At 67.0% G+C, this 17,368-nt stretch carries 17 protein-coding genes and 1 tRNA gene; 7 read left to right on the top strand and 11 right to left on the bottom strand.

The annotated features are described in order from the left end of the window. Positions 1-104 precede the first annotated feature (104 nt). Complete coding sequence (locus NI2_RS23890; RefSeq protein ID WP_133734143.1) at positions 105-1,715, top strand: GMC oxidoreductase; 1,611 nt, start codon at positions 105-107, stop codon at positions 1,713-1,715. Positions 1,716-1,869: 154 nt separating this feature from the next. After that, positions 1,870-2,661: an ion transporter gene (locus NI2_RS23885; RefSeq protein ID WP_243750019.1), complete on the top strand. Its 792-nt coding sequence runs from the start codon at positions 1,870-1,872 to the stop codon at positions 2,659-2,661. Here NI2_RS23885 and NI2_RS23880 read toward each other — a convergent pair. From NI2_RS23880 to NI2_RS23870, 3 genes are all read right to left on the bottom strand, one after another. Next, positions 2,648-3,850: a low temperature requirement protein A gene (locus NI2_RS23880; RefSeq protein WP_067494551.1), complete on the bottom strand. Its 1,203-nt coding sequence runs from the start codon at positions 3,848-3,850 to the stop codon at positions 2,648-2,650. The two genes, NI2_RS23885 and NI2_RS23880, sit on opposite strands and share 14 nt — an antisense overlap. Positions 3,851-3,890: 40 nt before the next feature. After that, positions 3,891-4,349 (bottom strand): SRPBCC family protein, encoded by a 459-nt coding sequence (locus NI2_RS23875; protein WP_067494548.1) that lies wholly within the window; start codon positions 4,347-4,349, stop codon positions 3,891-3,893. A 98-nt stretch (positions 4,350-4,447) separates the two neighbouring features. Beyond that, a complete protein-coding gene (locus NI2_RS23870) occupies positions 4,448-5,020 on the bottom strand; it encodes a TetR/AcrR family transcriptional regulator (protein WP_067494545.1) in 573 nt (190 codons plus the stop codon). Between the two features lie 71 nt (positions 5,021-5,091). Between NI2_RS23870 and NI2_RS23865 the strand changes: the two genes are divergently transcribed. The 3 genes from NI2_RS23865 (at position 5,092) to NI2_RS23855 (ending at position 8,103) form a co-directional block, all read left to right on the top strand. Beyond that, a complete protein-coding gene (locus NI2_RS23865; RefSeq protein ID WP_067494542.1) occupies positions 5,092-5,664 on the top strand; it encodes a dihydrofolate reductase family protein in 573 nt (190 codons plus the stop codon). Between the two features lie 136 nt (positions 5,665-5,800). Then, the gene (locus NI2_RS23860; protein ID WP_067494539.1) at positions 5,801-7,066 is read left to right on the top strand and encodes an aspartate kinase; all 1,266 of its coding nucleotides are present in this window, start codon (positions 5,801-5,803) and stop codon (positions 7,064-7,066) included. Between the two features lie 2 nt (positions 7,067-7,068). Continuing rightward, positions 7,069-8,103, top strand: a complete 1,035-nt coding sequence (locus NI2_RS23855; RefSeq protein WP_067494536.1) for an aspartate-semialdehyde dehydrogenase — start codon at positions 7,069-7,071, stop codon at positions 8,101-8,103. A gap of 47 nt (positions 8,104-8,150) precedes the next feature. Here NI2_RS23855 and NI2_RS23850 read toward each other — a convergent pair whose 3' ends face one another. Continuing rightward, positions 8,151-9,491, bottom strand: coding sequence for a serine hydrolase domain-containing protein (locus NI2_RS23850; RefSeq protein WP_067494533.1), 1,341 nt, complete (start codon positions 9,489-9,491; stop codon positions 8,151-8,153). A 49-nt stretch (positions 9,492-9,540) separates the two neighbouring features. Then, on the bottom strand, positions 9,541-10,779 hold the full coding sequence (locus NI2_RS23845) for an APC family permease (protein WP_067494531.1): 1,239 nt from the start codon (positions 10,777-10,779) through the stop codon (positions 9,541-9,543). A 708-nt stretch (positions 10,780-11,487) separates the two neighbouring features. On the opposite strand from NI2_RS23845, the gene NI2_RS23840 reads away from it, so the two are divergent. Next, the gene (locus tag NI2_RS23840) at positions 11,488-12,150 is read left to right on the top strand and encodes a three-helix bundle dimerization domain-containing protein (protein ID WP_067494528.1); all 663 of its coding nucleotides are present in this window, start codon (positions 11,488-11,490) and stop codon (positions 12,148-12,150) included. Here NI2_RS23840 and atzF read toward each other — a convergent pair. Next, positions 12,107-13,792, bottom strand: a complete 1,686-nt coding sequence (gene atzF / locus NI2_RS23835; RefSeq protein WP_067494525.1) for an allophanate hydrolase — start codon at positions 13,790-13,792, stop codon at positions 12,107-12,109. The two genes, NI2_RS23840 and atzF, sit on opposite strands and share 44 nt — an antisense overlap. Positions 13,793-13,800: 8 nt before the next feature. Then, the gene (locus NI2_RS23830) at positions 13,801-14,493 is read right to left on the bottom strand and encodes a GntR family transcriptional regulator (RefSeq protein ID WP_067494522.1); all 693 of its coding nucleotides are present in this window, start codon (positions 14,491-14,493) and stop codon (positions 13,801-13,803) included. Between the two features lie 182 nt (positions 14,494-14,675). Here NI2_RS23830 and NI2_RS35290 point away from each other — a divergent pair, with 182 nt between their 5' ends. Further along, positions 14,676-14,807: a hypothetical protein gene (locus NI2_RS35290; RefSeq protein ID WP_255284035.1), complete on the top strand. Its 132-nt coding sequence runs from the start codon at positions 14,676-14,678 to the stop codon at positions 14,805-14,807. Between the two features lie 36 nt (positions 14,808-14,843). Here NI2_RS35290 and NI2_RS23825 read toward each other — a convergent pair whose 3' ends face one another. From NI2_RS23825 to NI2_RS33980, 4 genes are all read right to left on the bottom strand, one after another. Continuing rightward, positions 14,844-15,335, bottom strand: coding sequence for a hypothetical protein (locus NI2_RS23825; protein WP_067494519.1), 492 nt, complete (start codon positions 15,333-15,335; stop codon positions 14,844-14,846). Between the two features lie 64 nt (positions 15,336-15,399). Continuing rightward, complete coding sequence (locus NI2_RS23820; protein WP_067494516.1) at positions 15,400-15,858, bottom strand: hypothetical protein; 459 nt, start codon at positions 15,856-15,858, stop codon at positions 15,400-15,402. A gap of 150 nt (positions 15,859-16,008) precedes the next feature. Next, positions 16,009-16,082, bottom strand: a tRNA-Pro gene (locus NI2_RS23815). 66 nt (positions 16,083-16,148) lie between these two features. Next, positions 16,149-17,357: a DUF8017 domain-containing protein gene (locus tag NI2_RS33980; protein ID WP_133734142.1), complete on the bottom strand. Its 1,209-nt coding sequence runs from the start codon at positions 17,355-17,357 to the stop codon at positions 16,149-16,151. Positions 17,358-17,368 lie beyond the last annotated feature (11 nt).

Below are 17,368 nucleotides of genomic sequence, written 5' to 3'. Positions count from 1 at the left end.
GGGCGCCCGCTGGTGATAGGTGACAAATCCAGTCACTAGCGGGGTCGATTCGGAAGTTGCGCGGTATTCTGCGCTCGGCCATGCGTGATGAGGGAGGTGGCCTGGTGCACAGACGTGCCTTCTTCAAGGCGGCGGGACTGGCGACGCTCGCCGGGACTGTCGGATCGACCCTGACGGGCACGTCCGCGCACGCCGACCCGCGATCGGCGATGTTCGAATCGTGGGTTCCCGAGATCTTCGCCCCGGTTCCGGACGCGCCCGCGCACACGAGCGCCATCGTCATCGGCTCCGGCTTCGGTGCCGCCGTCACCGCGTTGCGCCTGGCCGAGGCGGGCATCGACAACACCGTGCTCGAGCGCGGTTCGCGCTGGCCCAACGACCCGTGGCGCGAGATCTTCACCGGCGACGACCTGCCCGACGGGCGTGGCTTCTGGCATCGCACCAGCTTCACCGGGGTCACCAAGGTGCCGATGAGTTTCGGCGCGTTCGGCGGTGTTCTCGACGTCACCGAGTTCGCGGGTATCGACGTGTGGCGGGCGGCGGCCGTCGGCGGTGGTTCGGTGATCTTCACCGGCGCCATGGTCGCTCCCGAGCGCAGGCTCTTCGACCAGGTCTTCGGCGGTGTCGTCGACTACGGCGAGCTGGAACGGGTGTACTTCCCGAGGGTCCGCCACATGCTGCGCCTGGACCCGATGCCCGGTGACATCTACCAGTCCCAGCCGTTCACGCACTCCCGCGCCTGGGACGATCAGGTGCGGGCGGCCGGGTACCAGCCGGTGCCCAACGACTCGATCTTCACCTGGGACGTGCTGCGCGCCGAGTTGGCGGGCGGCTCGCGTCCGTCGGCCACCGTCGCCCGGTCCAACCTGGGCAATTCCAACGGCGCCAAGTTCGACCTGAACCAGAACTACCTGCGCTACGCCGAGCAGACCGGCCGTTCACGGGTGTGCCCCGGTCACCGGGTCGACAGCATCGCCCAGGAACCCGGCGGCAAATTCGTGGTCACCGTGACGAAACTGGCCCCGACCGGCGTACAGCTCGGCACCCGCACCCTGACCTGCGACAAGTTGTTCCTCGGCGCCGGTTCCGTCGGCACCTCCGAACTGCTGGTTCGCGCCCAGGCCACCGGCGCGCTACCCAACCTCAACGAGCACATCGGCGACGGCTGGGGCACCAACGGTGACGTGGTCCTGGCCCGCGGCGCCAGCGGCCTGGCCGGTTTCGGTCAGGGTGTGCCGAGCGCGAGCCGCATCTACGACGAGTCGACCATGCCGTTGACGCTCGAGAACTGGTACATCCCCGGCATCCCCTTCGAAACCGGCGCGCTCGCCTCGCTCGGCATGGTGCTCGACCCGACTCGCGCCCGCTTCGGTTACCACCCGGCCACCGGCGGCGTCGGCCTCACCTGGCCGACCGCCGCCCAGGATGCCGTGGTGCACGCGGCACGCGCGGTCGACCGCCGGATCGCCGACCGGGCCGGTGCGCTGGCCGAATACGGCGCCCTCGGCTACGACGCCAACGCCGAGTTCACCGCCCACCCGCTGGGCGGCGCCGTGCTCGGCAAGGCCACCGACGCCTACGGCCGGGTGCACGGACACCCCGGGCTGTACGTGATGGACGGTGCCGCGATTCCCGGCAGCACCGCCACCGTCAACCCGTCACTGACCATCACGGCGCTGGCCGAACGCAATATCGAGGCGATCCTGCGCGGCTGACACGCGCCGAAGCCCACTCGGACGGCGCCGCAACCAATTAGCGTGGGCAAAGTACTGGCCGCCGATCGGGGGCCGAGTAGCGGCGTCAGCCGCCGGAACCACAGGAGCGGTCGAGTTGGCGTCACCGGGGATCGAACCGGTCGAGGTACAGGACGTGCGGACCACAACGCCGTCGATGCGCCTCGACATCTTCATGCTCGTCCTGGCGATCGTGTCGGTGTTGCTGGTCGCCTGGATCACCTTCTTCCCGGTGTCGGGCAAGACCTATCACGCCATCGTGGTGGTCGACTGGACCATCTGCGGCATCTTCGCGATCGAGTTCCTGTGGCGCTGGCGGCGAGCGGGCTGGCCGTGGACGTTCCCGTTCGTCTACTGGTACGAAGTGCTCGGCATGATCCCGGTGACCAGCCCGATCTTCCGTGGCTTCCGGCTGCTGCGGATCGTGGTGATCCTGATCCGGCTCGGCCGGGTGGCCGACCGGGCGTTCGGTGAGCGGGTGACGGCCAAGATCGTCAACCGGTTCGTCGGCACCATCGTCGACGTGATCCGCCGCCCGATGACCGTCGCGATCCTCGACGAGGTCTCCAATGTGCTGCGCGCGGGCCACTACACCAAGAACATCGCCGCCGCGCTCGAGGAGAACCACGCCGAGATCGACCAGCTCATCGTCGATCTCATCAAGAACGACCCGCAGACCGGCAAGCTGCGTTACGTGCCGTTCCACGACGACATCATCCGGCTCGTCGCCGACACCGTGTACCGCATGCTCAACCAGCTGCTCGACGATCCGCGCACCGACGAACTGGTCGCCGACATGCTGCGCGAGAACCTCGACCAGATCAACGAGGCCGTGCGCGCCGGCGTGCGGGTGCCGCCCTCACAGCGCGGCGCGACACCGGCCGAACACGGTGTGCGCCATCATCTCTCGCAGATCAAGCGTGCCTGATCTCGTCGCGCCTGCGCGCATAGTGCACCGTCTCCCAGATCACCGGCGCGGCGAGGATCGCGCACAGCAGGCCGAGGGAGACGAGCGCGGGCAGCTGCGCGGCGACCGGGATCAACGCGAACAGTAGGGCCGCCACCAGCACTCGGGCGGTCGAGAACTGCCGCACCGCGGCGTATTTCGCGCCGACGACCGCCAGCAGGAACACCGCGGGCCCGGCGTAGAGCGCGCCGAGCGGAATGCCGTACAGCGGGTCGGTGAGTTGATGGTGCGAGGAGTCGCCCACGTAGTACAGCACCTTCTTCAGCCCCAGCGAGAGCGCGATGACACCGGCGATCATCGGGAAGTGCCCGTAGGTGTAGCTGAACTGGGCGATCTTGATCTGCGCCGCACCCTTCGCGTTCGCCAGTCCCTCTTCCATCGAGATGGCGGCCACGTCGAAGTACAGCCACCACAGCAGGCCCGACACCGTGAGCCCGAGCATGGAGGCCACCGTGATCGGCCACGAGATCGGCAATCCGGCCACGCCGATGCCGATGGACACGATCGACTCACCCAGCGCGACGATGACGATCAGCCCGTACCGTTCGGCGAAATGCTTGGCCGAGTTGATCCGCCAATCCGTGCCTGCCACCGCCGTCCAGACCATGTCGCCGACGATCGCGGCGAGCCACAGCAGTATCTGGGCCAGCCCGGAGGTGGTCGCGGCGATCACCAGCAGTGCGGTACCGACCGTGATCGACCCGAGCGCCCAGCGCAGCAACTGCCCGCGCAGCTTGGGATCGTCGCGGCTCACCGTCCAGAAGATGACGACATGCACCAACCGCACGACCAGGTAGGCGATGGCGAAGACGAGCGGCCCGTACCAGCCACCGGGCAGGTCGACGAACGCCTCGGGAATGGTGAGCGCGGCCAGGAACGCCCCGCCCATGGCGATGAAGATGCCCACTCGGGCGATGCCCTCGTCGGCGCGCACCACATTGCCCAGCCACGAATAGGCGATCCACAACCACCACATGAGCGCGAGCACCAGCAGGGCGCGCAGCATGTTCACGGCCGAGGTGTTGTCGGCGGCCAGGTCGGTGACCATCGTGAAGGCGAAGACGATCACCAGGTCGAAGAACAGCTCTAGCTGGGTGACCGAGCTGCCCTCGGTCACGGGCTGGAATTTGGCCCGTGGTTTTCCGATCATCGGCCTATCGTGTCACCTCGGAGCCGGGGTGGCGCGCTACTCAGCCGACGGCGTAACCCTCGTTCTCCGGGAATCGCTCGGCGAAGTCGATGAAATTCGCGACCGCTTCTTCGTTCTGCTTACGCAAGGTGCGGTTGAACAGGATGCCGGGGATGGGCAGCGGATAGCGCAGCTCGACGTGCAGATCGACCTCGGTGACCTCGCCCCCTTCGAACAGCTCGAACGAGCCGCCACCCTTGGAACCGCGACTGCTGTCGACGACCTCCCAGGACACCCGGTTCGGTTCCCAGCGATATTCCAGCACCTGGGTGTCGGAATCACCCATGAAGTGGGCGGTGACGAACACTCGCCGCGGTCTGCCTTCGGCATCGGGCGGGCCCATCCGCACATCGCTGTAGGACGGCGACCACTCCGCTAGGCGATCGACTGCCAGTAGGGCATCCATGACCTGATCGATATGAGCATCAACGGTGAAACGGATGTCGATCTTCGAGCGCATCTTGCCTGTCCTCCGAACCCCCGCTGTCTCTCGCGCCCGATTGTGCACAGGTGTACCAGTGATCGTCAACACGTCTATGGTCTGGACAAACGACCGGGTCAGCCGCGAATTGCCCGCTCGACGGCTATTTCGATCAGCTGGGAACTCTGTTGCTCGGTGAACACCCCTGGGAGAGTCAGGTGTTCGAGGATCAGCCAGTTCAGCGCCAGGTACAGCAGTAGTACGGAGGCTTCGTCGCCCGGCTGACCCGACGCCAGGTGATTGCGGACATTGAATTCCAGATCCGCGCCGACCCGCTCGGTGAGCACCTTGCGCAGCTCCGGACGACGGGTCGCTTCGAGACGCAATTCGAGCAGCGCGAGGTAGGCGGTGCGGTGCGATTCGAGCCTGCCGACGACCTCTTTCATCAGCGCGGTGATGTTCTCGACCGTTTTGGGTCCCTCACTGACCAGGGCGAGCGTCTCCTCGGTCGGCTGGACCACCTCGTAGAAGCGGCTGCCCGCCTGGGTGAGCAGTTCGTCGCGATTGGCGAAGTAGTTGGAGGCGGTCCCGGCGGGCACGTTCGCCTGTTTGTCGACGGCGCGGAAGGTGAGGCCGCGGGCGCCCTCGGCGGCGAGGACCTCGATGGCGGCGTCGAGCAGGGCTTGTCGACGTTCGGGATTTTTTCGCACTTGACACCACTCCGTCTGTAGTACTACGTTTTAACCACTTCACATATAGTACAACAACTGAGGCGGTAACCATGCGAAAGCTTGTCTACTACATCGGCGTCTCCCTCGACGGCTACATCGCAGGTCCCGGCGGTGAAGTCGACTTCTACCCGGTCACCCCGGAGTACGAGGCCGCCCTCGGAGCTGAGTTCCCCGACTCCATCCCCACGCACATGCGCGCCCATGTCGGCATGGAAGTCGATGCGCCGAACAAGCGCTGGGACACCGTGCTGATGGGTCGCGGCACCTATGAACCGGGGTTGCTCGTCGGCGCGGTCGACCCGTTCGCGCACCTGAAGCAGTACGTCTTCTCCTCGGCACTCGAGGTCGACCACCCGAACGTCGAGGTCGTCTCCGGTGACGCGGTGGAATTCGTCCGCGAACTCAAGCGCCGGGACGGGCTCGACATCTGGCTGTGCGGCGGCGGGAAGCTGGCCGGTCAGCTCCTCGGCGAGATCGACGAGATGATCGTCAAGAGCTATCCCGTCGTCGCGGGCAGCGGCATTCCGGCCTTCGGCGGCGTCTTCCAACCGACAAGTTTCACCGCCGTGCGGCGCGAGGTCTACGGGAACGGCGCCCAGGTCACCTGGTTCGAACGGGCCTGATCGCCGAGATCGTGCACAGGTGACGAGCCTGTGTCGTTTTGCACAGGTCAGGGAGGTAGCGGCAGATCACGGGACCGGCGGCCGGTACTCTAGGTCCCTGATACCGAACTGATACCCGATCGCGAAGGACCTTGCTGTGGCTCTCGTTGTTCAGAAGTACGGAGGATCCTCGGTGGCCACCGCCGAGCGGATCCGGCGCGTCGCTGAACGGATCGTGGAGACCAAGAAGCAGGGCCACGACGTGGTCGTGGTCTGCTCGGCGATGGGTGACACCACCGACGAACTCCTCGATCTCGCCGAGCAGGTGGCCCCCGCGCCACCCGCCCGCGAGATGGACATGCTGCTCACCTCCGGCGAGCGCATCTCGAACGCGTTGGTGGCCATGGCCATTCACACCCTCGGCGCCGAGGCGCGCTCGTTCACCGGCTCGCAGGCCGGTGTCATCACCACGGGCGCGCACGGCAACGCCAAGATCATCGACGTCACTCCCGGCCGCCTGCAGGAAGCCCTCGACGAGGGCCAGATCGTGCTGGTCGCCGGCTTCCAGGGCGTGAGCCAGGACAGCAAAGACGTCACCACGCTGGGCCGCGGCGGTTCCGACACCACCGCCGTCGCCCTGGCCGCGGCGCTGAAAGCCGATGTCTGCGAGATCTACACCGACGTCGACGGCATCTTCAGCGCCGACCCGCGCATCGTCAAAGACGCGCAGAAGCTCGACAACATCTCCTACGAGGAAATGCTCGAGATGGCGGCCTGCGGCTCGAAGGTGCTCATGTTGCGCTGCGTCGAGTACGCGCGCCGCTACAACGTGCCCGTTCATGTCCGGTCGTCCTACACCGACAAGATCGGCACCACTGTTTTCGGATCGATGGAGGACATTCCCGTGGAGCAGGCAATCCTGACCGGCGTCGCGCACGACCGCAGCGAAGCCAAGGTGACCGTCGTGGCACTGCCGGACGAGCCGGGCTACGCGGCCAAGGTGTTCCGCGCGGTCGCCGACGCCGAGATCAACATCGACATGGTGCTGCAGAACATCTCCAAGGTCGACACGGGCAAGACCGACATCACCTTCACCCTGCCCAAGACCGACGGCGCCCGCGCGGTGGAGATGCTCACCAAGCGGCAGGACGAGATCGGCTTCGCCCAGGTCCTCTACGACGACCACATCGGCAAGGTGTCCCTGGTCGGTGCGGGCATGAAGTCGCACCCCGGCGTCACCGCGACCTTCTGTGAGGCGCTGGCCAACGCGGGCGTCAACATCGATCTGATCTCCACCTCGGAGATCCGGATCTCGGTGCTCGTACGCGACACCGAACTCGACGAGGCCGTGCAGGTGCTGCACAAGGCCTTCGATCTCGGCGGCGACGAAGACGCTGTCGTCCACGGCGGAACGGGGCGCTGATCATGGGTGTACGTGTAGGTGTTGTCGGCGCGACCGGTCAGGTCGGCGCCGTCATGCGCAAACTGCTCGAGGAGCGCAACTTCCCGGCCGACGAGGTGCGCTTCTTCGCCTCCGCGCGCTCGGCCGGTAAGACGCTGCCGTGGCGCGGCGGCGAGATCGTCGTCGAAGACACCGAGACCGCCGATCCGTCGGGTCTCGACATCGCGCTGTTCTCCGCCGGGGCGACCATGTCGCGGGTGCAGGCGCCGCGCTTCGCCGCCGCCGGTGTCACCGTCATCGACAACTCCTCGGCTTGGCGCAAGGATCCCGATGTGCCGCTGGTGGTCTCGGAGGTCAACCCCGAAGTCACCCGCTCGCTGCCCAAGGGCATCATCGCCAACCCGAACTGCACGACCATGGCCGCGATGCCGGTGCTCAAGCCGCTGCACGACGTGGCCGGGCTGCAGCGTCTGATCGTATCGTCGTACCAGGCGGTGTCGGGTTCCGGACTGGCCGGTGTCGACGAGCTCGCCTCGCAGGTGCGCGCGGTGGCCGCCGACGCCGAGAAGCTGGTGCACGACGGTTCGGCCGTCGACTTCCCCGCCCCGAACAAGTACGTGGCGCCCATCGCCTTCGACGTGATCCCGCTCGCGGGCGCGCTCGTGGACGACGGCTCCGGTGAGACCGACGAAGACCAGAAGCTGCGCAACGAGAGCCGCAAGATCCTCGGCCTGCCCGACCTGCTGGTGAGCGGCACCTGTGTGCGCGTGCCGGTGTTCACCGGGCACTCGCTGTCGATCAACGCCGAATTCGCCGAACCGATTTCGGTGCAGCAGGCCCAAGAGTTGCTGGCGAAGGCGCCGGGCGTGCGGTTGGTCGACGTGCCGACTCCGCTGGCAGCCGCGGGTCAGGACGATTCGCTCGTCGGGCGCATTCGTCAGGATCCGGGTGTGCCGAACGGGCGGGGCCTCGCCCTGTTCATCTCGGGCGACAACCTGCGAAAGGGTGCCGCGCTGAACACGATTCAGATCGCGGAAGTTCTGCTGAACAACCGCTGACAGGTACTTTCCGAAGCCGGGGCACCCTGCGGGGTGGCCCGGCTTTGTCAGCGGATGCCGGGGGTTCGGGGGTCGTTGCCTACGCAGGCGAGGATGGCGCAGCCGGGGGGAATGCTGGCGAAGGGGGCGGCAAGGGGTTGGTTGAGGCAGTTGAAGACGGTGCAGCCGGGATAGGCGCCGGGGCCGATGCCGAAGACGGCCAGCAGGATTTCGGCGTCTACCAGGGATTTCGGGTCGAAGTTCAGGGGTGGTTCGACGTAGGGGGCGGGCGTCGGGACGGGGGCGTCGGTGACGGCGGCGAAGAGGCGGCGGAAGAATTCGTGGGGGAGTTCCTCGGCGTGGGCGAGGATGCCGCTCGGGCCGTATGCGGAGATGTTGCCGAAGGCGCCGGTCCACATCACCATCATGTCCAGCTCGGGCAGGAAGAAGACGTTCTGCAGGGCCAGGCCCGACATGAAAAACGTGTTGTCCGGCAAGAATTCGGGTGACTCGTTGCACCCGGCACCCACCCAGAACAGGTAGCCGTAACAGGGGTTCTGCTTCGACGGCGTGCGCGCTCTGCGCAGGTAGTCGGCAGAGATCACCTGCTCGGCGCCCCAACGGCCGTCGTTGGCGACGAGCAGGCCCACCTTGGCGAGGTCGTCGGGCGGCAGCATCAGGTGGGCGTAGCCGTAGGTGTGCCCGGAACGGTCACGCGCCCAGTAGTAGTCGGAGGCGGGGATGCCGAGCGGGTCGAACAGCTCGCGCTGCGCGAACTGCTGCAGCGGTTCGCCGACCGCCAATTCGATGACATACGACAGCAAGTCGACATTGCGTTGGCTGTAACTGAACGCCGTGCCCGGCGGGTTCGCCAGCGGGACGGCCAGCGCCTGCACCGCGCTGTTCGGGTCGACCGGCACCACGGCGGTGATGCCCTCGGTGAGCACACCGACCTTCATCCCGGAGGTTTCGGTGAGCAGGTGTTCCACGGTGATCGACCGGTGCGTCGCATCGCCGAGACCAGGTGGCAGGTAGCGGTCGATAGGGGCGTCGATGGCGAGTTTCCCCTGGTCCGAAGCGATTCCGGCGAGCATGGATGTCACCGATTTGGTGACGCTCCAGATGTTCCACGCCACCTTGCCGGTCTCATGATTGCGCAACCCCTCGCCGACCAGGCAGTTGTGCCGGAACACCTGCACATTGAGCCGGTTGCGGGTGGCCGCGAACTGCAGTGCCTCGGTGAGTTTCGCCGAATCGAGGCCGACCGCTTCGGGTTCGGCGCGTTCCAGGTCGCGGGCGGAGGTCGCCTCGCACGTGGTCGTCGGTGCACTCTGGGCGGGGGCGGCGAACAGCGTCGCCGATACCAGCGCCGTGACGAATACCCCTGCGAGAACACCCCTGATTCGCATAATTCGAGGTTAGTTCGCTCGCGGCGCCGTAACCCGTAAAGCGAGGCCCCTAACCCGCGGGTATGTTCCGCCGCACTCCGTATACCGCCGCGCCGAGGGCGAGAACCGCGAGTCCGGCCAGCACGGAGCCGATCGGCAACGAGAAGCCGACCACCACACAGCCGAGCGCACCCACCACCGGAACCCACCGCGCCGGACGGTTTTCGGCAGTGCTCAGGGTGGCGGCCGATAGATTGGCGATCAGGTAGTAGGCGAGGACCGCGAACGAGGAGAACCCGATGGCGGCGCGCAGGTCGACGGTCGCCGCGAGCACGGCGACCACCGCACCGACGGCGAGTTCGGCGTGGTGCGGCACCGAATAGCGCGGATGGACGGCGGCCAAGGTGGCGGGCAGGTGCCCGTCGCGCGCCATCGCCAGCGTGGTGCGCGAGACGCCGAGGATCAACGCCATCAGCGAACCGGCCGCCGCGAGCACTGCCCCGACCCGCACCACCGGCGCCAGCCACCCGGCGCCCGCGGCTTCGACGACGCGGGCGAGCGGGTCGTGCGCGGCGGCCAGTCCGCCGGAGCCCAGGGTCAGCAGGGCGGCCACCGCGACCAGCGTGTACACCGCGAGGGCACCGGCGAGTGCCAGCATGATCGCACGCGGAATGGTTTGTTGTGGGTCGCGCACTTCCTCGCCGAGGGTCGCGATGCGCGCGTACCCGGCGAAGGCGAAGAACAGCAGCCCGGCCGCCTGCAGCACGCCGTACGGGCCGATCTCGTCATCGAGAACGATTGCCGCCGAATGACTTCCACTGATCCCGGCCACCACGACAGTCGCGAGCACGGCGAGCACCGACCCCACGATCACCCGTGTGGCCAGCGCCGACTTCTGCACACCCACATAGTTGATGCCCGTGATGACGACCACCGCCGCCACCGCGACCACGTGCGCGTGTTCGGGCCACGCGTAGCTGCCGACCGTCAACGCCATCGCCGCGCACGAGGCGGTCTTCCCGACCACGAACCCCCAGCCGGCCAGGTACCCCCAGAACGGTCCGAGCCGCTCCCGTCCGTACACGTACGTCCCGCCCGACACGGGATAGAGCGCGGCCAGCCGGGCCGAGGACTGGGCATTGCAATAGGCGACGACGGCCGCGATGCCCAAGGCGAGCAGCATCCATGACCCGGCCGCACCGGCGGCGGGGCCGAGCGCGGCGAACACCCCGGCACCGATCATGGCGCCGAGCCCGATCACCACACAGTCGCGCAGACCGAGACCCCGCGTCAGCTCCATGGACACCATCGTCGAGCATCGCGGTCACCGGCGCGACCCGAGAAACGACGAACGCCGCCAGGTCGATGAGGGTGACCTGGCGGCGTTCGCGAGTCGAACGGATCGCGTGGGACGATCCGGTCAGGGTGTCGACGACCCACAAGCGCCTCTCGGCGAGTGGTCGCTCGTAGCGACAAAGGGGTGAGGCCCGGGGCTGTTCGGACGCCGACAGTGGTGTTCAACCGGTGCGCCCCGCGAACTATTCCGGGATCCGGGTGGTGACGCTGCTCACTGCCCGAGGAGGTCGGGGCGCGGAGCTGTTCGGCTCCGCGCCGTTGTGCGTGTCAGAAGTTGCTGAACCAGTACAGCAGGCTCGCCAGCAACCAGACGATCATCGTCTCCATCGTCGTACTCCATCTCTTCGGTCCTTCCATTCTCGCCGAGAACCGACAAGTTGTTCTTAAGAACCTCTAGAGACCCAGGTCGCATTCTTTTCTCGGGCACCGGGAGCAACCGGGTCCGGCAGGTCTCGAGGGGTGATCAGCCGGACCCGGCGGTGTAGCCGGAGGGTGGCTCTTCCAGACGCTGAAGACGAACTGCCGACGGTAACCACACCGAGGACTACAACCGAAGCCGCTTCCGATGGGGTGTCACAAGAGGATATCGGCCGGGCCGGTCGACGAGGGGTGAGCGGCCCGGTCGTTTGCGTTACGTGGACAGTGCGGTAAGGGTTGAGGAGTGGTCGACATAACCGAGCACTCCGATGCCCTTGATCGTGCCGAAGAACGGTTGCGTGAAGAGTTCGCGACAATGTTCGATCCGGCGACGATTCACCAGTTCCTCCACAGTTCCTACGAGGATTTCGCGGCACGAGCGACGGTGACGTTGTACCTCCCGTTGCTGGCCGAGCGGTTCGCCGCCCAGCGCCTGAACGCCGTCGCCAAGATCGAAGGCAAGGTGGCCAAGCCGCGGCCGACCGTGCTGTTCCTGTGCACCCACAACGCGGGCCGTTCCCAGATGGCGCTCGGCTACTTCGAGGCGCTCGCCCTGAACCGAGCCGTGGCCTGGTCGGGCGGATCGGTGCCCGGTGGGCAGCTCAATCCGGCGGCGGTCGCCGCGATGGCCGAGGTGGGGATCGACATCTCCCGCGAATACCCCAAGCCGTGGACCGACGAGATCATCCGCGCCGCCGACGTGATCGTCACCATGGGCTGCGGTGACACCTGCCCGCTGGTTCCCGGCGTGCGCTACGAGGAATGGATCATCGAGGACCCCGCCGGTCTCGAGGTGGAGCAGGTGCGACCCGTCCGCGACGATATCGGCCGCCGGGTGACGGGTCTGCTCGCCGAACTCGGGATCAGTGTTCCCGCAGATACCGTGGCCAAGATCCATAGCGCGTGATGTCGGTGGCGGCCACGGCCGCGTCGTAGGTGCAGGCGAAGCCCACAACTGTTGTACCGTCGGACAATTCGATGCTCGTCAAGGCCATGGGTGCGGGTAGGTCGGCGAGGAAGCGGCCGAGTGCGCCAGGGGAGAGCAGGAACAGTTCGCCTGCGATGGGGGCGCCGAGGCCGGCGCCGTGGCGGACCAGGCCCGGTTTCGGCGGGGTGGTGTCCAGGGCGGTGAGGCGGTAAGCGTCGCTGGTGGTGATCTCGCCTGCGAAGCGGGCGCCCAGGTCTTCCAGCTGCCAGTGCAGAAGTTGGCCGCGCAGGTGGGCGCCGAAAACGGCCAGCGGCACACCGGTTTTCACCAGCAGGGGCGCTGGGGTGCCGGTGATGAGCGCGGCGAGGTCGACGGCGATCTGGTCGGCGAAGGTGGGGACAACCACCATCACGCCGAAGGGGAGGCCGTCGGTTGTCGTGGCGCCGGGGACGGCGACGGCGGCGAGGTCGAGGAGGTTGCAGAAGTTGGTGTAGGTGCCGAGGCGGCGGTTGATCGTCAGCGGATCGGCCTGCACTGCCGCGATGGTGGGGTGTTCGGTGGTTGTCGGCAGGAGCAGGCCGTCGTAGTCGGCGAGTAGGGCCTTGGCCTCCGCGCGGATTTCGGCGAGGGTTTCGAGGTCTGTGGCGAAGGCATGGGCATCCAGATGCTTTGCCGCACTGATGATGCCGGCGACGGTCTTGTCCAGGCCCTTCGCGCCTTTGTCGACGAATTCACCGACCGCCGCATAGCGTTCGGCGACGATGGCGCCGTCGTAGAGGAGGCGGGCGGCGTCGAGTAGTGGGGTGATGTCCACCTCGGTGATCTGGGCGCCCTGATCGCGCAGGGCCGCAACTGTTTCGGCGAAAGCGGCGCGGTATTCGGTGCTCAGCGGGCTGAGGTCGTGAGGGATGGCCAGTTTCCGGGTGCCCGCCAAGGGGACATCCGCGGGCCAAGTGCGGCTGCGTGGATCGCCCGCATCCGGGCCCGCCATGATCGCGGCGGCCGTGACGGCGAGGTCGAGCGTGCCTGCGAAGACGGTGACGGCGTCGTAGTCGGCGCAGGCCGGGACCACACCGTGGGCCGGGATGATGCCGAGACTCGCCTTGATCCCGACGATGCCGTGGAAGGCGGCCGGGACACGGCCCGAACCGGCCGTATCGGTGCCGATCGCGATATCGGCGATGCCGAGGGCCACCGCGACGGCGGAACCGGAACTCGAACCGCCGGAGACCAATTCGGGATGTCGGGCGTGGCGGACCGCGCCGTACGGGCTGCGGGTGCCGACCAGACCGGTGGCGAACTGATCGAGGTTGGTCTTGCCGAGGATCAGTGCGCCCGCGTCTGTCAGTCGCTGCACGGCCGAGGCGGTTTCGGTCGGCGTGTAGGCGAACTCGGGGCACGCGGCGGTGGTCGGCAGGCCCGCGACATCGACATTGTCCTTCACCGCGAGGAGCAGGCCTGCCAACGGGAGCTCGGCGCCGTCGGCGAGCCTTCGCTCCAATTCCCGTGCCTCGGTATCGAGTTCGCTCTGCGGGCGCAATGTGATCCAGGCCTCCGGCCTGTCGACCTCGGCGATCCGCTGATAGGCGGCGGCGACCCGGATGGTGGGCGATTCGGGCATCGGTTCCTCTATTCGCTCATGGACATGGCGGCGATCGCCCGCGAGATCCGCTCGAGCACGACATCGAGCGAATCACCGATGTGGGTGTGCAGCAGCCGGTGTGCGCGGGGGAGATCCCGCGCGAACACGGCGTCGAGGATGCCGAGATGCTCGCTGATCGTCGTCTCGATCCGGTTGTTGATCATGAAGTCGTACATCCGCACATGCCGGATCCGGGAGTTCACCGCCACCAGCGCGCGCACGAGTTCCGCATTGCCCGCCGCCGTCAGCAGGGCGACGTGGAATTCCTCGTCGACCACGACGAACCCCGGTTCCTTGGCGGGCGGGTCGGCCCGCAGGGTCAGCCAGCGCTGCTGTTCGGCCCGCAGGCCCTCCGCGTCGTGGGTGAGGTCCGGGTTGTCCATGATCCGGGTCATCCCGCCGAGTTCGAGGGTGAGCCGCAGCTCGTACAGATCCCGAATCCGCGCGACACTCGGCCGCACCGGACTGAACCCGAACTCCTCCCGTTGGAGCAGCCCATCCGAGCACAGCATCGTCAACGCTTCCCGCACAGGCGTCCGCGACATCCCGAACCGCGCCGAAAGCTTCGGCTCGGTGAGCCGCTCCCCGAACCGGATATCCCCGTTCATCAACTCCCCACGCAAGGTGGAATACACCACGTCACGCAGCGATTCCCCCGCGGTACCCACCCTTGTCGACATGCCTGTATACGCTAGGCGCCCCGAATTTCTATCAAGTGACAGAAAGTAAGCACCACGTTATCCCTTCCTCACACCTCACCAACCGCCCCACCCCACCGAGAGCACTTCTCAACCACCCCTCAACACCCACGGACCCCTCACCGACACACACCGAGCGCACCCTTCTCCACAAAGGAGGGCCCATGAACAACTCGACCGCGATCCTGGCACTCATCCTGTGCCTGATAGCCACCACCGCCATCACAGTCTGGTGGCCCAACCCCGCCGACCGCCAAGGCCGCACCGCCGTCGACGCCGAAGGCACCGACAAGTAGCCGGATATTCAGCAGGGATGCCGGACGGCGATCACCTCAAACGCCGAGCTGATCACAGAGATCTTCGTATCGATCCAGGTAGTCCGGCGTCGATCGGTGGGCTGCCAGACCGACCGTGTCGAACTCGTCCGACCCCGCCGCGGCGACGACGCCCAGAACGCGCAGCGCGTCGTTGATGGTCGCCACCTGCCGGAGCGAACCACCCTGCTCACAGACAGCCGCAGCTTGGTCGCCCACCCCGGCAAAGTATTCCGTGGCCACCAGGGCGAAGGTCGGATCCGGGCGGCCGACCAGATCGGCCGCGACCACCCGAACAACGTTCTCGGTGGGAAACACCAGCCCAGCGCTCGATCCGAACTCGAAATGCTCAGTGACGCCGAGCCTCTCCTGCCAGTAGGCGGTGTAGTAGTGCGTCACATGGAACAACGTCAGACCGCCACCCAAAGCCACCGGCACCAGATCCCACCTGCCCGCCGCCTCGCCGTCATACGAACCGTTCAGCACCAGCGCGGTAATGGCATGTGACACCCGAGCACTCCAATCTTCACGAGTACCGGATCGAGCCGCTGACCGGATCCGGAACGCACGTCCGTTACCAAGCTCGCCGCTGATCGCGCTCGGCTTCCGGCGTCTGCTGGAGCTGGTCGTGGCCGATGTTGGCAGTCCGCACCAGGACGCCCGGGCTGGGTGGGAATTCGTCGGTCGGTGGAGCCGGCAGGTGGTAGCGCCGCGTCTGTGGAAGCGCGACTTCGACCAGCTTTCCTTCCTCGAGCATCCACAGGCCGAAGCAACTGTCCTCCTCGTCGTGGATCAATACCTGAACGCTCTCGGGGCGGGGCCAGGGCAGAGCCTCGAGGTAGGCGAAAAGTCCTGTTCGGGGCCGCATCCGCTCGAATTCGGTGGCCCAGCCGATGCCGAAGGAACCGGGCCACTGGCTGTCGATCGGCACGAAACGGCCTCGCCAGCTCCGGCTCTCGTCGTCACGGGTCAGTGGTTCCATGACCTCGCAAGCATCCAAGGCCAACACGATGACCTCCGCGAATCTGCTCATGCTCCGAATCACAGCACGTGCCGATCCTGAACACCGCCGAATTCGAACGTGGTAACTCGCCCCAGTCGCCAAAGGGGAGAAGACGCCCCATGCAAAAAGCCTCTGACCAGGAAACCAGGTCAGAGGCTTTTTGGTGTCTCAACCAACACGTCGGGGTGACAGGATTTGAACCTGCGACCTCTTCGTCCCGAACGAAGCGCGCTACCAAGCTGCGCCACACCCCGTGAGGCGAACCTGAAGTAGCTTACAACGTGGGGGTGGGAAACGTTAAATTGGCTGGTCAGGTGGGGTTAGAGGGCGCGGATGGAGCTGAAGATGCGTTTGGCGGTCGCGGGGTCTATGGCGTCGGGGACGCCGGTGTCGGCGATCATGACCATGACGAAGCTGCCGTCTTTGGTGCCTTCGAAGGCGTAGGTGTAGATGGCGAAGGTGGGGGCGCAGCCGGGGGTGGGGACGGTGCCGGTGGTTTCGGTGAACATGCCGGTGGTTGTTCCGTCGATCGAGGTGAGGGGTTCGGCGGGGTGGGGTGTGCCGGTGGCGCCGCCGTAGGCGAGGCGGGCCGCCTTGGTGCCTAGTTCGGCGCCTGCCGCGGCGTGGTCGGTTTGTCTGGAGCCGGTGAGCAGGGACATGGTTCGGGTGGAACCGGGGCAGTAGTCGCGGCCGTCGGTGGCGTAGCCCTTGCCGATCACCGTGTCGCCGGGCGGTTCGCCGACACCGCCGATGGTTGTCTCGGTCGCGACCTTCCAGCCGGGTGGGACGTCGTAGGCGGCGCCGCGGTCGGGGGCGGCGACGACCTGGTAGCCCTCGATGAGCGGGGTCTTGCCGGCTGCCGCACCCGTCGGCGAGGGGGTGGTGGATTTCGGCTTGGTCGACGACGGGGCCGGTGAGGTGGTCAGGGCGCTGACCATCGATGGGGTGCTGGTGCCTGCCGTCGAGGACGCCTCGTCGCCGGACAACGCGACGGCCGTGATCACGACTCCACCCAGCAGCAGCGCCGCCGCACCCGCTGCCACCCAAACCCAAGCCTTCCCAACGGATTTCGGCCCGCCGGGAATGGGCTGTCCATAAGGCTGCACCCCGTAATGCTCGAGCGGCGGAACCTCACCGTACTTCTGCACGGGCTGCTGTCCCCATGAGCCGGCCTGTCCCGCACCGTGATTCCACTGCGGGTTCGGCTGCACCCCGAATCCCGGTGCGCCCCATTGCGACTGCGCGGGAAGTTGCCCGGCGCTCCAATGCTGCCCGCCGGGCGCTGCCCACTGCCCTTGGCTCGCCTGTGCGGCGGGTCCTGCCTGGTTCGGCTGTGCACCGGGATCCTGCCAAACCTGCGGCCCAGCCGGATTCCACGGCGTCGGATCCGGCAGCCCGGGCGGCGGCCCGGACCCGTCCCACCGCAAGGTCGGCGGAAGACCCGCGCCTCCCGGCGCCCACGCCGCCGTGGGATCGGCTGGTTGCGCGCCGGGATCGCCGGACAGGTTCGGATCGTCGGATGCACTCACGGCCGCCCCCT

The organism is Nocardia ignorata NBRC 108230, assembly GCF_001612905.1.
Taxonomy (GTDB): domain Bacteria; phylum Actinomycetota; class Actinomycetes; order Mycobacteriales; family Mycobacteriaceae; genus Nocardia; species Nocardia ignorata.
Note: the sequence above shows the minus strand (reverse complement) of the source record. Positions and strands in the feature narration are given on the sequence as shown.